The 14,428-nt window shown below is 35.8% G+C and carries 16 protein-coding genes and 2 pseudogenes; 16 read left to right on the top strand and 2 right to left on the bottom strand.

Annotated features, from left to right (window positions below; all coding sequences use genetic code 11):
- The first annotated feature begins 82 nt into the window (after nucleotides 1-82).
- From AMS59_RS10310 to AMS59_RS10340, 8 genes and pseudogenes are all read left to right on the top strand, one after another.
- A complete protein-coding gene (locus AMS59_RS10310; protein ID WP_053483671.1) occupies nucleotides 83-934 on the top strand; it encodes an LAGLIDADG family homing endonuclease in 852 nt (283 codons plus the stop codon).
- A 31-nt stretch (nucleotides 935-965) separates the two neighbouring features.
- Nucleotides 966-1,697, top strand: a complete 732-nt coding sequence (locus tag AMS59_RS10315; protein WP_082337454.1) for a hypothetical protein — start codon at nucleotides 966-968, stop codon at nucleotides 1,695-1,697.
- A 320-nt stretch (nucleotides 1,698-2,017) separates the two neighbouring features.
- A complete protein-coding gene (locus AMS59_RS26950; RefSeq protein WP_082337455.1) occupies nucleotides 2,018-2,227 on the top strand; it encodes an HNH endonuclease in 210 nt (69 codons plus the stop codon).
- A 202-nt stretch (nucleotides 2,228-2,429) separates the two neighbouring features.
- Nucleotides 2,430-3,557 (top strand): annotated as a pseudogene (locus AMS59_RS10320) (ribonucleotide-diphosphate reductase subunit alpha); the annotation flags it as partial.
- Between the two features lie 412 nt (nucleotides 3,558-3,969).
- Nucleotides 3,970-4,830: a metallophosphoesterase gene (locus AMS59_RS10325; protein ID WP_053484142.1), complete on the top strand. Its 861-nt coding sequence runs from the start codon at nucleotides 3,970-3,972 to the stop codon at nucleotides 4,828-4,830.
- Between the two features lie 128 nt (nucleotides 4,831-4,958).
- Nucleotides 4,959-5,312: a hypothetical protein gene (locus AMS59_RS10330; protein ID WP_053483672.1), complete on the top strand. Its 354-nt coding sequence runs from the start codon at nucleotides 4,959-4,961 to the stop codon at nucleotides 5,310-5,312.
- 297 nt (nucleotides 5,313-5,609) lie between these two features.
- On the top strand, nucleotides 5,610-5,894 hold the full coding sequence (locus AMS59_RS10335) for a hypothetical protein (RefSeq protein WP_053483673.1): 285 nt from the start codon (nucleotides 5,610-5,612) through the stop codon (nucleotides 5,892-5,894).
- Nucleotides 5,895-6,071: 177 nt separating this feature from the next.
- Nucleotides 6,072-6,710 (top strand): pyridoxamine 5'-phosphate oxidase family protein, encoded by a 639-nt coding sequence (locus AMS59_RS10340; RefSeq protein WP_082337457.1) that lies wholly within the window; start codon nucleotides 6,072-6,074, stop codon nucleotides 6,708-6,710.
- Nucleotides 6,711-7,225: 515 nt separating this feature from the next.
- On the opposite strand, the gene AMS59_RS24165 is transcribed toward AMS59_RS10340, so the two are convergent.
- Nucleotides 7,226-7,372: a YrzI family small protein gene (locus tag AMS59_RS24165; protein ID WP_082337458.1), complete on the bottom strand. Its 147-nt coding sequence runs from the start codon at nucleotides 7,370-7,372 to the stop codon at nucleotides 7,226-7,228.
- Nucleotides 7,373-8,185: 813 nt separating this feature from the next.
- Between AMS59_RS24165 and AMS59_RS26215 the strand changes: the two are divergent.
- The 6 genes and pseudogenes from AMS59_RS26215 to AMS59_RS10365 all read left to right on the top strand — a co-directional run.
- Nucleotides 8,186-8,284: pseudogene (locus AMS59_RS26215) on the top strand (alpha/beta hydrolase); the annotation flags it as partial.
- A 343-nt stretch (nucleotides 8,285-8,627) separates the two neighbouring features.
- On the top strand, nucleotides 8,628-9,068 hold the full coding sequence (locus AMS59_RS10345) for a LytTR family DNA-binding domain-containing protein (protein WP_053483675.1): 441 nt from the start codon (nucleotides 8,628-8,630) through the stop codon (nucleotides 9,066-9,068).
- Nucleotides 9,069-9,078: 10 nt separating this feature from the next.
- On the top strand, nucleotides 9,079-9,531 hold the full coding sequence (locus AMS59_RS10350) for a DUF3021 domain-containing protein (protein WP_053483676.1): 453 nt from the start codon (nucleotides 9,079-9,081) through the stop codon (nucleotides 9,529-9,531).
- A 5-nt stretch (nucleotides 9,532-9,536) separates the two neighbouring features.
- Nucleotides 9,537-10,262: an ABC transporter ATP-binding protein gene (locus tag AMS59_RS10355; protein WP_053483677.1), complete on the top strand. Its 726-nt coding sequence runs from the start codon at nucleotides 9,537-9,539 to the stop codon at nucleotides 10,260-10,262.
- The gene (locus AMS59_RS10360; RefSeq protein ID WP_053483678.1) at nucleotides 10,259-10,990 is read left to right on the top strand and encodes an ABC transporter permease; all 732 of its coding nucleotides are present in this window, start codon (nucleotides 10,259-10,261) and stop codon (nucleotides 10,988-10,990) included. Before AMS59_RS10355 ends, AMS59_RS10360 begins: the two co-directional genes overlap by 4 nt.
- Before the next feature lie 446 nt (nucleotides 10,991-11,436).
- On the top strand, nucleotides 11,437-12,345 hold the full coding sequence (locus AMS59_RS10365) for a nitronate monooxygenase family protein (RefSeq protein WP_053483679.1): 909 nt from the start codon (nucleotides 11,437-11,439) through the stop codon (nucleotides 12,343-12,345).
- A 58-nt stretch (nucleotides 12,346-12,403) separates the two neighbouring features.
- On the opposite strand, the gene AMS59_RS10370 is transcribed toward AMS59_RS10365, so the two are convergent.
- Complete coding sequence (locus AMS59_RS10370; RefSeq protein WP_082337459.1) at nucleotides 12,404-13,336, bottom strand: DUF1385 domain-containing protein; 933 nt, start codon at nucleotides 13,334-13,336, stop codon at nucleotides 12,404-12,406.
- 170 nt (nucleotides 13,337-13,506) lie between these two features.
- On the opposite strand from AMS59_RS10370, the gene AMS59_RS10375 reads away from it, so the two are divergent.
- Together AMS59_RS10375 and aroQ are read left to right on the top strand one after the other, a co-directional pair.
- Nucleotides 13,507-13,932, top strand: coding sequence for a hypothetical protein (locus AMS59_RS10375; protein WP_053483681.1), 426 nt, complete (start codon nucleotides 13,507-13,509; stop codon nucleotides 13,930-13,932).
- 60 nt (nucleotides 13,933-13,992) lie between these two features.
- Complete coding sequence (aroQ, locus tag AMS59_RS10380) at nucleotides 13,993-14,427, top strand: type II 3-dehydroquinate dehydratase (RefSeq protein WP_053483682.1); 435 nt, start codon at nucleotides 13,993-13,995, stop codon at nucleotides 14,425-14,427.
- The last annotated feature ends 1 nt before the right edge of the window (nucleotide 14,428 follow it).

Consider the following 14,428-nt stretch of genomic DNA (forward strand, 5'->3'; position numbering starts at 1 on the left):
GCGAAGCATCTATGGAAACGTAGTTGAACGTTCAACGACTATTGAACCTTCCTAAACTTTGAACCACATCGGAGGTGGAAGCATGGAAGAAGTAAATCGTATTGTACGGAGACGTCCTTACGAGGCGCGAGACAAAGAACGATTGATTAAAAGAATTATTGAGTTGCATGAAAATGGTATGAGCCAAGTTGATATTGCAAAAACACTTAACATAAGTAGAGGAACAATCCTTAGATGGAACAAAGAGCTAGAGCTTTTTAAAGCGAGAAAGCCTGGTCAAGCGGGAAAGCTGAAAAATAAGAAGTATCATTACGATGAAAACTACTTTAAAAATATTGATACACCCAATAAGGCTTATTTAGTAGGTTATATTACTGGTGATGGTACTCTACATGACCGTGGTAAATCTAAACGTCTTATTTTATCACTTGCTGAGCAGGACCGGCAATTACTTGAAGATATAGCAAAAGAATTGACTATGCAAGAAGCGATTAAATTCCGTAAGCGATATGCACCAAATGAACAAAACAAATACTCTTTAATAATAAATTCAACAGAAATGTGCAATGATTTAATGAGGTTGGGAATTAAACCTCGAAAAACAGGTTTTGAAAGTTGGATTGATTTTAAAAATGAGGATTTGCAATGGACCTATTTAAGAGGTTTTTTTGATGCAGATGGCCATTTCTCAAAGCGTGGGAGAATAGGTTTTACGGGTAGTCGCGAAATGCTTTTATCGTTACTAAAATTTTTGCATAATCAACAACTAGCTTTGACGGTCCATAAAGTTTACCCAAAACAAGGATGCGTTGATTTATTTATTAATCGAAAAGATGACGTGTTAAAGATTGTTCGTAAGTTATACGCACATGGTTCCATACAGCTCAATAGAAAATATGAAAAAATCAAATCCTTCTTTGATGATATAGTCTGATCTTATGTGAAAGCATAAGAATGTGGCAGAAATGACCACATCGAAAAAGTATTTTAAAATATTTTTTTGTAACAAAAAGCGTGGGGCACAAATGATTATGCTGGCAGATTGGCATCCTGATATCGTGGAATTTATTATTTCGAAAATGCAAAATCCACGTATTCTACGATACCTAATCGAAAATACAACGGATGAAACGATCATTCGTCTAGCAAAAGAAAAATTAAACTTTAAACCTCTTTCATTCCAAGAGGAAGCTATGTATCAAGGGATTGTTAACTATAAAGGTATTGAAGGCTTAGGCGGTTTTGATACGGCTATTATTCGTGAAGCGGAAAACAAACTACGCGATGGTGGTACTTATACTGTTCACAATCCAGAGTTTTTAACGGGTGCAAATATTTCTGTAACATTAACAAAAGAATTTATGCAAGCTGTAGAAAATGACGCTGATTTTGAGCTTCGTTTCCCAGCTGTTGAAGAATATACAAAAGAAGAGATGGCTATTTACAACAGTGAGTGGCATAAAGTTGGAGATGTGCGCGAATGGGAGAAAATGGGCTATAAAGTACGCACTTACCGCACGATTAAAGCGAAGGAATTATGGAATTTAATCAACGTTTGTGCAACATACTCTGCAGAGCCAGGTATTTTCTTCATCGACAACGCTAATGACATGACAAATGCAAAAGCATATGGTCAAAGTGTTGTAGCGACAAACCCGTGTGGTGGACTTCGCCTCACGTTAAAAATTGCGGGATAAAGCGGGAAGGCTGAGAAATAGTAATTAACGATACTTTCAACATGATTCTTATTTGTTAGGTGATAACATGACAAAACAATGTAGGAAGTGTAATAAGATAAAAAATTTAAGTTGTTTTGGAAAACGATCTGACAGTAAAGATGGCTATAGAAACGATTGTAAAGAGTGTGTATCTCAAAGAGTGAAGGTTTGGGGAAAAAATAACTTTTGAAAAAATCGAACAAAATCTTTTAATAATGGCTCTGGAAGAAGAAATGGAAAAGCTGGAGATATTATTAGAAATTCAGACCCTATATCTGAGAATGACTTGAAAAAGCTCTATGAAACTGAACCATTTTGTAGCTATTGTAAAATTGAACTTGAAAAAGGAACAAGTAGTATTTGAACATAAAACCCCTCTAAGTAGAGGTGGAAAGCATTGTATCCAGAATGTTTGTATAAGCTGTCATGATTGTAATCAACTTAAAGGGACAAGAACGGAAGATGAATTTCAGAAGTTCATATTTAGTTACATTGAAAGATTTCGTTAATTATTTGCTAATCCGAACCGAAGGCTAAAGGTAAAACTTCAGTCAGGGGCAACGCATACCCGGTGATCCTACCTAGTAGACTATAATCCGGGCACGAGACCGCAACATTACAGAAAGAAGTGTAATGAAAATGTATGCTGAACTTGCAGGAATTGAACTGTAAGAACTAGAGGATAAAAAGCCTTTAGGATAACAATAATTGGAACAACCACTTGCACCATATTCTGTGTGTAACTTAGCAGCTGTGAACTTAGCACAGTTTGCAAATAAAGAAGATCAAACAATTGATTACGAAGCACTGCGTGAAACAGTTCGTGTTGGTGTTCGTATGCAAGATAACGTTATTGATGCTACACCATACTTCTTAGAAGAAAACCGTGTACAAGCTCTTGGAGAGCGTCGTGTTGGCTTGGGCGTAATGGGCTTAGCGGACTTACTTATTTATTGTGAGAAAGAATATGGCTCAGAAGCGGGTAATGAGCTAGTTGATGAAATCTTTAAAACGATTGCTGAGACTGCGTATGAGGCGTCAACTGAGCTTGCAAAAGAACGCGGTAGCTTCCCATTCCTTGTAGGAGCAACAGAGGAAGAGACAGCACGTTTACGTAAAGCATTTACTGAAACAGGCTACATGCAAAAAATGCCTGCGCACATTAAGGAACAAATTTTAGCAACAGGTATTCGTAACTCGCATTTATTGACAGTAGCCCCAACTGGTTCTACTGGTACGATGGTTGGCGTGGCAACTGGTCTTGAGCCATACTTCTCGTTCACATATTACCGTTCTGGTCGTCTAGGTAAATTCATCGAGGTAAAAGCAGAAATCGTTCATGAATATTTAGAACGTCATCCAGAAGTAAATGAGAATGACCTTCCTGAATGGTTCGTTACAGCGATGGAGTTAAAACCAGAGGCACACGCGGATGTGCAATGTATCATCCAAAAATGGATCGATTCATCCATTTCAAAAACTGTAAACGCACCAAAAGGTTATACAGTACAACAAGTTGAAAAAGTATATGAGCGCTTATATAAAGGCGGTGCTAAAGGTGGTACGGTCTATGTAGATGGTAGCCGTGACTCACAAGTACTGACACTAAAAGCTGAAGAAAATGATATGGATCAACTATCATTTGAAGAAGAATTAGTAGAAGAGCCAACAAAACGTCCTGTTGTATTAGTAGATACGATTCAAGCGTTAGAATCGACAACAGTTATCGGTTCGGATGTAGGGAATACTTGTCCAGTATGCCGTAAAGGAACTGTTGAAGAAATCGGCGGCTGTAATACATGTACAAACTGTGCTGCACAACTAAAATGTGGCCTATAAAATAATGAAAAAGTGTCTATCTCGTGGTAGGCACTTTTTTATTGTATGCTTTGTAAAAAAGATTGATCGTTTATCATAAAGATTGATTATTTGTAATAAAGTTTGATGAAAATCACCTCTTTAGTTATTATTTGAGATGATTTTTTTATTGGGCATAAATGTTAAAAATGATGTTTATCTTGTGAAGAAATGTACATAAACTAACAGTTCAGGTTAGTTCCACAGTGTTGTTGAACTATACCTTATAAATAATAAGCTTTCTATGTAATAGTTTAAAAGAGATTGTAAGGTTTGTACTTAAAATAAGGGGACAGATTAAATAAATTTCATAATATACCCTAAAATGATAAAATAAGAATATACATTCTATTTTGATTATATTGTCAATTTTAGGGGAGGGCAAATGAAAGATATGAAACATAAGATTGCTTTACTAGCAGATGTCCATGGGAATGCAAGTGCTTTAAAAGCAGTTATCGAAGATTCGATTAAAGAAGGTGTTACTGAATATTGGTTTTTAGGGGATTTAATCATGCCTGGTCCTGGGGCAAATGATTTATTTGAAATATTAGATAGTATTAAAGTTGCTACTTATGTTAAAGGAAATTGGGAAGACTGCTTCCTTGACGTATTGAATAAAGAGATTGACTTTAATAATGCTTCTGATATCTATGTTTCTAGGTTAGTTCAGTATCAGTGTGAAAATTTGGATGAAAACTATATTAATCTTATTAAGAATTTACCATTACACCTAACAAGACAAGTTAATAATCTATCAATCAGTATTAGCCATAATTTACAAAATAAAAATTATGGAGGGGATTTATGGCCCACTAATAATCAGAAAAATTTTGATCAGTTATTTGAGCATGATTACGATATTGCGATTTATGCTCATACCCATCACCAATTGTTACGCTATAGTAGCAATGATCAATTGATTATTAACCCAGGAACTATTGGACAGCCCTTTTACAAATGGGACAAGTTACATTCTGACCTACGTGCTCAGTATGCAATTCTTGAAATTGATGAGACGGGGATTGCTGAGGTGAGATTTAGAAAAATTTCCTATGATGTAGAAAAGGAATTAAACAACGCTATTAATAATAAACTTCCTTATATTGACTTATATCGAGAAATGCTTGAGACAGGAAAAACTCATACCCATGATATTGAGTTATTACAAAAGGTCAATGATAAATTTAACTATAAAGATGAGATAATAAATTTTTTTGAAAAAAAATATTGGGAATATAAAGGGATAAAGTGAACTTTTTCAACTAACGACAGATTAATTGAATAAGACATGTACTTATGATCTTCGGATTAATATGCATAATAGCGAGAAGAAAGTTCTTGAGTGATTGTTGTTAAAACTATAATAAAGGAGAAATGTGCATGGGAGTTTCTGTTTATTACACTTGTAGGAGAAACCATAACCTTACCAACAGTGAGGAGCAAGAGATAACGACCATCATCGATAAATACAATGCGGGTTTTGAAATGAAGGATATTGGAGAAACATTTTGTGTTTATGACTATGATCAGGATGAACCAACAGTGATCTTTACAGGTTCAACAAAGCTACCTTTTTCAGATGATTTTGAAGATACATTGCATGCGCTGTTTTATTGGTTGACCTGTTTGACGGATATTAAAAGAAGTATTTCTAAAGGGGATTGGCATGTACATCTAGACGATACCGATGCCATTTGGGATGAGGAAACGGGTTGGAAAATGCCTGAATATTAGTACTAATATTTCTAAAAGAGTGATGGACGGATTTTATTTAAGTGCATGTGCGAGGCAAATCAAAAATGCGTCAATTACTCACTAAATTAAGAAGAGGAGGCATTCTCCTTTTTACTGTTTTCTTCAGACTGTCTGTTACTGAACTAACGGAGCAGTTCATTTTTTTAGAGTTGATTTTTCTGTTGGATATTTATGGTAAAGTTGATTTAAAGATTGTGAAGAAATGTACATAAACTAACGCCTAGTTTGGTTTAATTAAGAACTACAATAAATGCTGTAATATATGGAGGTATAGTTATGTGGATAATATTAGGGATTATTGCAATAGTAGCAACTCTTATAAATCTTTATATGTATATAGCAGGAAAGGATTATAAGCTTGCTATGGCGATAGGATTATCATTTACAGCATTAACACTTTGTTCAGAATACAGTCTTGTATCTAGGTGGGTAAAGATGGAAGATTGGCCAGCTCTATTGGATGTAGTACCTAGTATGGAAAAGGCATTATGGTTTTTGACAATTGTTTCCATCATGCTAAATATAACACCTATACTTTTAGAACTAAAAGGTAAGAGATAATTACTTATTGTCACATCATTTATATAATATGCAATTATTGTGTATGTCTGTTTGTATAACTAACGGGCGCTTTCACGGAATAAGAATTGCTCCCTTTTTGCTTTTAAGGGCATTTAATTAAAGAAGAATGGTATTATCAGTTCTTATGTAATCGTAAAACGAAGGAGCGAAGTCTGTTTGGAACAAAATAAAAAATTTAAAAATACTATTGAAACTGAAGAAGAATTACGTTCAATTATTGGATTTCCGAGTGAATTAGTAATAAGAAAGGTGATTACAGATTTAGACCATCATTGTTATGATTTTATTTCTAAGTCACCTTTTTTAGTGATTTCAACTTCTGATAATTTAGGTTTCTGTGATGTTTCACCAAGAGGGGATATGCCTGGTTTTGTTCGTGTACTAGATAATAAGCATTTAATTATTCCAGAAAGACCAGGAAACAAAAGAATAGATTCTATGCGTAATATTTTATTAAATCCGAAAGTGGGCCTTTTATTTTTTATTCCGGGATTAGGGGAAACACTCAGAGTTAACGGTAAGGCTTGTTTGGTAAAAGATGATGAACTACTTGAAAAGATGGCTGTTAAAGGACAAAAACCTATTGTAGGTATTGGAGTGGAAGTAGAGGAATGTTTCATACATTGTGCAAAAGCTTTTAAGAGGTCAAAATTATGGGAAACGTCCTCTTGGGCTAATAAGGAAACATTACCATCTGCCGCTAAAATTTTATTTGAACACGCTAAGATTCCAAACTCTAGTGTTGATATAATTGCTGAAAGACTTCAGGAAAGTTATACAAAAAGACTTTATTGAAAAGGTGTTTTTCTTAATCAATGCTCAGCAATGATCTTCAGTAATCGGGCGCGATTGTTTAATAAACGTCACTGTTCTTCTTAAACTCCCATGAAAGAACTTAATCATCTTTCATTTTCTGTGATGTAGCGCTGGTTTTTGCGCTACATGGATGGCTAACGGCAGAATAATGGAATTAAGATAAAAATTGCTAAATTCAATTTTAGTATCGAGGAATTACGCTTTTTAGAATTAGAATTTCCCTAACATTGTAATTCCGCATTTTCCTAAACTACATCAAGTTGTATGTGTAAAATATCGCTAAAAAAAGTGCGAAATACCTCCTGAAGCAACCCGTCCTAGGTTAGAACGGGTTAGCTTTACTGAGATTATAAAATTAAATAGCTATATTGTCACTTTATATTACTTCATCTGGTGGCTAGGTTGTGTCTTTCTCCACCCATAAAACTGCATGACGTCTTTTGATCATATAAATCATCTCAATTCCCACCTTTCATGTTTTTTAATTAACAAAATTAATATTGACGAATACGAATATAATTTTCTACTTTTCTTCGGTTCTCTTCAAAGATTTTTTTCGCATTTTCATTATGAAGTGCTTCCTCAAGAGAGTTCTCACGTTTTGTAATAGTTATCGTGAGAGCAAAAATGTTTAATATCATTTATTATCACCTCCTTAAATTACCATGAAAAATGAAAAAAACCGTAGAGAGACTCCCCTACGGTGAAAAAAGGCACAAAAATACCGCAGGGGCACACTTCTCCCTGCGGTATGGGTATGCTTAATTACAAAAAAAACCTTAAGCGATCCATTCCGATCTGGTCGAATGTGTGATTTTCATTTTTACTGAAGTTGTAACTACCAATGACATCAATTTAACGATAACGATCATTTCATTCGACCTCCTTAAGAATTTTTTGTTTACTTTGTAAGTATATCTATCTTTAAGTTGTTTGTAAACATCTTTTACTAAGTTTTCCTTATTGTGTTAATGATTAGTAAAACTCTTTGCTGCTTTACATTGTTAGTTACCTGATTTTTTCGGAGGAGCAAATAGAAGGTATAGAAGACTTAAAGCCAAAAAACATAATTATTTTTAAGGCAGGGATTTCAGAAAAGGTTTAGAATAATTAAATTTAAGGACAATTTAAAGGAAAACCTAAGGTTCATCACCATAACTTGGGGTTGACCATAAAAAATTCAATAAAAATAAAAAAAGCTGTCATTTTGATCTTTATTCAAAACGACAGCTTTTTATTTACAATTAAATCAAGGATTTAGAGTGATTTATAATCAAAATTTATTCTAAACCAACATCAAAGCTTTTAGCTATGGCCAATCGTACAATCAAGTCAGATCTGGTCAAACGACTTCGTACGAAAAGAGGCTCCAAAATGGATAATAAAAGTTTCGCAAATACAACATGGAATTGTAAGTATCACATCCTATCTCACCAACAGTGAATTGAAACAATACCTTTGTTTATCCTAAAATGAATCATGTGTTTGTTGTTATGCCCATCCCTGAGGCCATAGATGCTCATCACAAAATTATTAATATAATTAGTAACTAGATTAGCTAAACGAAAGAGTGCGTTACTTTAAGAAGCATGAGCTATATGTTAGTTCAATTAAAAGGCGATTTAAATAAGCAAGGTTCACGAAAAACATCAAACTTTTTATAACATTTGAGAATAGAAAAAGCGTGTTTGGATCAATCTTTTTTTTCAAAACATGCTTTTTCTTTTTGTTCGTTAATCAATATTATAAGTAGCTATTTGATAAAACTTTGTTTCAAAGCAACACTTTTTTTATTGCTAAACCACTTATCCCATATAACCGACCAGTCGTCCAAAATCCATTTACATAATTAGTTAAAAATTTTATAGTGAAGTCGAATGAAAGGACTGTGATGATATGAAGGTAGAAGTGTCGATTGACCCGGCATGCAAAGAGCCAAAAGTTATTATTCACACAGATAAGATGACCGATGAAATAGAGAATCTCATGCAGTGTATCACTTCCACTGAAATGAATACATTGTCGGCCCTATCACAAAAAGGTGTTGAATTTATTAACTGTGGGGACATTGTGCGCATTTATACGGAACAAAAGAAAGTTTTCGTTCAAACAATGGATGGTATTTACACTGTACGCTTTCGCTTGTATGAGCTTGAAGAAAAGCTAAATACACAGATGTTTGTACGTATTTCAAATGCTGAAATTGTCAATCGCAATATGATTATACATATGGACATTAGTAAAACAGGAACAATCGGGGTTGAACTAAAAGGTGGAATTAAAACATACGCTTCAAGGCGCTATGTTACAAAAATTAAGAAGCAATTAGGGTTATGAGGTGAAAAACGTGCGAAAAGAATTATTAATTCGAATTATTGGTGGGTTTGTCATTGGTGCTGTACTTGGGCAAGTAGTGCAATTCTTTGTATCAATGGGGATAGCGCAAGGAAGTTACGCTTGGGTAGTTCCCGAATTCCGAGCACTATTTACAAATGGAATAATCGCAATTATTACTCAAGTTTTGTTGACTGGTTTGATTGGGATAACTTTCGCTTTAGCAGCACTATTTTTTGAAATGGCTAGATGGGGGATGCTGAAGCAGTATATTGTGCACTTTTTTGTAACGGCAATTATTTGGATACCGATTGTGATGATTTTATGGATGCCGAAAACGGTGGCTAATGTTTGTTCCTTATTAGCAAGTTTCTTAGGAACATATGTCATAACATGGCTATTTCAATATAAGCTTTCTAAACGTGATATTGAAAAAATAAATGCAATGTTAACAAAAGAGAGGTGAGGCTCATGACAATTGAAATTAACGGTTTAACAAAGCAGTATAAGGAACATGTAGTGGTGGATCAGTTATCTTTAAAGATAAAGATGGGGGAATTCTTTGCACTTCTTGGCCAAAATGCTGCCGGGAAGACGACAACGATTAAAATGCTTTGTGGACTTTTATCACCAACAGCTGGAGATGCCCTTTTGGATGGTGAAAGTATTGTTCATCATCAGGTCGCTGCTAAAAAGAAATTAAATATTTCTCCGCAGGAAACAGCCGTTGCACCGAATTTAACGGTATTAGAAAATTTGCTATTAATGGGCCGGATTTATGGGTGCTCAAAAACAGAGGCAAAGAAACGAGCGAGCGCACAAATGAATTTATTTGGCTTGATTCCTCGTCAGTCTAGTAAAGCCAAAACATTATCGGGCGGCTATAAGCGTCGATTAAGTGTTGCGATGGCTATGATGTCTAATCCGAAAATACTTTTTTTAGATGAACCAACATTAGGTATGGATGTACGTGCACGCCGCGATTTATGGAAAATACTAAATCAGTTAAAAGGTCAAGTAACGATTGTACTAACGACTCACTATTTAGAAGAAGTAGAGATACTGGCAGATCGTGTAGGAATTATGCATCAAGGGAGATTACGTGCTCTTGGTACAGTCCAGCAATTAAAGCATGAAACACAAAAGAATTCTTTAGAAGACGTATTTTTAGAGCTTACAGAGGAGGAGTTACTTTGAGAGCAGGTGTATTTGCAACAAGAAATCATAAGGAAATAGTACGTGATCCATTAACACTCATTTTTGGCATGGGCTTGCCAATGCTTCTTATGTGGCTATTTTCTGTCATGCAAAAAAATATGCCGTTTGCATTATATGAAATTAGTAATCTCACACCAGGTGTTATTGTTTTTAGTTTCTCATTTCTCACTCTTTTTTCTGGTATGTTACTAGGTAAGGATAAAAGTTCATCGTTTTTAATGCGGATTTTTGCTTCTCCTATGTCAGCAAGAGATTATATTTTGGGCTATGCCTTGCCTCTGCTACCAATTGCAGTATTGCAAATCGTATTCAGTTTACTTACCGCTGTATTTTTAGGCTTGTCCTTAAACATATCGGTCTTTTTAATGGTAGGCGTACTTATTGTAATTTCTTTATTGTATATAGGGTTTGGTTTATTACTTGGAACAATTTTTACGGACAAGCAGGTAGGAGGTATCTTTGCGATATTTGTCAATTTATCAACGTGGTTTAGTGGTATATGGTTTGAGCCTGACATGATAGGTGGTACATTTCAATCTATCACACAATTTTTGCCATTTATTCATGCCGTGAATGCAGCGCGTGCAGTACTAAGTGGAGCATATTCAGATGTTTTCGTTCCGCTCTCTATCGTTTTAGGTTATACGGTCTTTATTTTTATGATTGCTACTCTGTTATTTCAACGTAAGATGCGTGGACAGAGCTAAAATTTAACTTATTTCAGCAGAAGTCTCCCACCTCTATAGGTGGTGAGATGAATGCAAATGTAAGCTATTTTTCAGCGGGTGTCCAAACGCCTGCTGAAATAGAAGAACTCAGTCTAAGATCGCCACGTCCTGTGGCGATCTTAGACTGAGTGACCAACATCATGTTGGCCTAAAGCCTCCGGCGGATGTCATGGAATCGGAAAGGAGTTCTTAGGGGATGTTAGCCTAAAACCATCGCATCCATGCGATAACGGCTAACTGACCTGCATCGGTAAAAACGCCACGTCCTGTGGCATTACCGAAATGACCGACGTCGTGTCGGCCCTCACGCAGGCCTAAGCACAAAGCCGATTCCAGACGCAATTATGCCAAGGCACAATTGATTTTTTTTTAGTAGGATTTTCAGGAAATTTCTCGAAATATTTAAGTATAAAGGGGGAGAGTGTATGTCTAGTTTGCCAATTATAGTAGCTCCGATGTTTTTAGTTTCTAACCCTAAAATGGTTATTGAGGCTAGTAGAGCAGGGGCTATCGGTTCATTTCCGTTATTAAATGCAAGACCCGCTTCAGTTTGTGCTGAGTGGCTTGAAGAAATAAAAAAGGCACTACCTACTAAGCAATGGGCAGTCAACTTAATATGTCATCCTGTAGCGAATACACGCTTTGAGGAAGATTTACAGTTAATTGAACAATTCCAGCCACCAATTGTCATTACGTCACTCGGTAATCCAAAGAGAGTTATGGACGTTGTGCACGGCTATGGAGGGAAGGTCTATGCAGATGTTGCGAACGTCAAACATGCTAAAAAGTCTGCCGCCACAGGTGTAGACGGACTAATCCTTGTTTGTGCAGGCGCTGGTGGGCATGGCGGACAATTGAACCCATTTGGCTTTATCTCTGCGGTAAAGAAATTCTTTACGGGGACCATCATTTTATCGGGCTCCATCTCTAGCGGTGCAGACGTACTAGCTGCTCAAATAATGGGAGCAGACTATGCCTATATGGGTACTCGTTTTTTAGCTTGTAATGAAGGAAATGCACCTGAAGAGTACAAAAATATGGTAATTGAAAGTGATACCTCTGATATTTTATATACAGATGCCTTTAGCGGTGTCCATGTGAATGTGTTAATTCTATCCTTATTGAAGGAGGGCATTGATCCAGCGACATTGAAGCCAAGAGAGGACATTGATTTAACACATCTCGTGAATGTCAAGGCATGGCGAGACATTTGGTCTGCCGGACATGGCATTACCAATATTGTCATGCGGGAGTCGGTTCGTGAAATAATCAAAACATTGGAAGAAGAATACGAGAAAGCAAAGCAGCAAATAATTTCTGTACAGTCATTGTAAAAACTATAAAAAAAGGCAAGTCCAACTGATGCATTTAGTTGGACTTGCTCTTTAATTTTTAATCATGATTTAAAGTAGCTGCGATTTCTGGTTGCTGTTCAACTTGAAGCAGCATATTGAAGGATGCGATAGCTACTTCTACTTGCTCATCCTTAGGCTCACGTGTTGTCAGTAATTGGAGCCATAAGCCTGGATAGCCAAGGAAGCGTAACACGGGAATATTACGGCATGCATTTGTCGCTTGAAGTACTTCAAATGATATACCAAGAACGACTGGAATTAATAGAATACGGTCCAAAAGGCGTAACCAAAGTGGATCAGTTGGTACGAAGAAATATAAAAACATGCCTACAAACACAGTGAATAGCATAAAACTACTACCGCAACGATAGTGTAAGCGTGATTGTGCTTGTACATTTTCTACTGTTACGTCCATACCAGCTTCATAGCAATTGATAACCTTATGTTCTGCACCATGATATTGGAATACTCGTTTAATTATCGGAGTTAAAGATATAAAATATAAATAGGTAAGTAGTAAAAATAGCTTAATGCCGCTTTCCAGTAAAATTTGACCGGTTTTGCCCTCTATCCATCTAGAGAAAAAATCTGCAATAAATACAGGAATTAATGTAAAGGCAAATTTACCAAATAAAAAGGAAAGAATACCTACAACTGCAACTCCTAAAATCATTTGAAGTCTCGAGCCTTCCTCTTTATGATCTTCTTCTTCGCCAGGTGTAACGTCGTAACGGTCCCCTGAAAATTGCATATGGCGAGAGCCTAAGCCAGCTGATTCAATCAGTGCTACAACGCCCCGTACCAATGGAATTTTTTTAAGCTTTTGTAAAATAGGGTTTTGAACTTTTTTAAAATGATAATAATCAATGGAATCATCGTTACGGCGAATAGCAGTAATCGTATGTTCCTTTCCTCCGAACATTACACCCTCTAATTGTGCTTGTCCCCCGTATACAGGTGAATTGCTCAAGGCTAACACCACTCTCTTTATATATTTCAACTGTATCATTGTACTAAATTTAGCGAAAAACCTCTAGAGTTACGCATAGTAAAATTTCTATATGGTTACACTAATCGTACAGTTTAGGAAATGATTAACGTTTGAAAATAAACTCGTGGTACAAGTTAGGAGGACTTTGCTTGAAAGTAGCTAGTATTACATCGCTCGTCAGTGCACTTGTTTTAGCATTGTGTTTAAAGGGATTTCAATACTTTCAACTCATTAAATGGAATCCAATAGGTTTTTATAAGAAGTGGGATATATTTGAAGGTAGTTCAAAACTATTTCAATGGAGCTTTCTCATCCTAGTCTTATTTTTTATTGGATTTTTATTATTTATTACATTGAGATATGTCTATATTATCCCAGCTGTGCTAACTTCTTTTTTGCTCGGCCTTTTTTTGTCCATCACATTAGAATGGATTGTTCTTGATTTGCCTTTACAATCTTCTTCCTTTAAAAAACTATCAATCCCTTTCATAGTCATCGTTATTTGTCTATTACGTTTCTTGCTTGAAACTGCGAATTTTCATCAGAAAGAGCACACAGCACAAAAAGGAAATTAGTTGCTGTATGTGTCTTGTATGATAAAATAATGGCAAGTACATAGAAAGAGGCGAGTATGCGTGAAGTTATTATGTTTGAATGGACCTAACTTAAATCGGCTAGGTAAACGAGAGCCACATATTTATGGTTATGAGACATTAGAAGATGTGAAAAATAATGTTCAGAATCTTGCGGCGTCTTTAGGTGCCACTGTCGAGTTTCGTCAATCTAACCATGAAGGAGTACTTGTTGATTGGGTGCATGAAGCAGAGGACGAAAAATATGATGGTATTATCTTTAACCCCGGTGCATATACCCATACAAGCATCGCGTTACATGATGCAATTGCAGGAATTTCTGTGCCGGTTATAGAAGTACATATTTCAAATATCCATAAACGTGAGGCTTTCCGTCATCATTCTTATCTCGCTCCGGCATGCCTTGGTCAAATCAGTGGACTAGGTACGAAAGGCTATGAACTGGCACTACGCACATTTATCGAGAGGGAGAATTGAT

It is taken from the genome of Lysinibacillus sp. FJAT-14745 (genome assembly GCF_001275675.1).
Lineage (GTDB): Bacteria > Bacillota > Bacilli > Bacillales_A > Planococcaceae > Lysinibacillus.

Bases quoted from the DNA above. Each gene is read 5' to 3' on its own strand.
- AMS59_RS10310 (WP_053483671.1), top strand. From the start codon at position 83: ATGGAAGAAGTAAATCGTATTGTACGGAGACGTCCTTACGAGGCGCGA.
- AMS59_RS10315 (WP_082337454.1), top strand. From the start codon at position 966: ATGACCACATCGAAAAAGTATTTTAAAATATTTTTTTGTAACAAAAAG.
- AMS59_RS26950 (WP_082337455.1), top strand. From the start codon at position 2,018: ATGAAACTGAACCATTTTGTAGCTATTGTAAAATTGAACTTGAAAAAG.
- AMS59_RS10325 (WP_053484142.1), top strand. From the start codon at position 3,970: ATGAAACATAAGATTGCTTTACTAGCAGATGTCCATGGGAATGCAAGT.
- AMS59_RS10330 (WP_053483672.1), top strand. From the start codon at position 4,959: ATGGGAGTTTCTGTTTATTACACTTGTAGGAGAAACCATAACCTTACC.
- AMS59_RS10335 (WP_053483673.1), top strand. From the start codon at position 5,610: ATGTGGATAATATTAGGGATTATTGCAATAGTAGCAACTCTTATAAAT.
- AMS59_RS24165 (WP_082337458.1), bottom strand. From the start codon at position 7,372: ATGATATTAAACATTTTTGCTCTCACGATAACTATTACAAAACGTGAG.
- AMS59_RS10345 (WP_053483675.1), top strand. From the start codon at position 8,628: ATGAAGGTAGAAGTGTCGATTGACCCGGCATGCAAAGAGCCAAAAGTT.
- AMS59_RS10355 (WP_053483677.1), top strand. From the start codon at position 9,537: ATGACAATTGAAATTAACGGTTTAACAAAGCAGTATAAGGAACATGTA.
- AMS59_RS10365 (WP_053483679.1), top strand. From the start codon at position 11,437: ATGTCTAGTTTGCCAATTATAGTAGCTCCGATGTTTTTAGTTTCTAAC.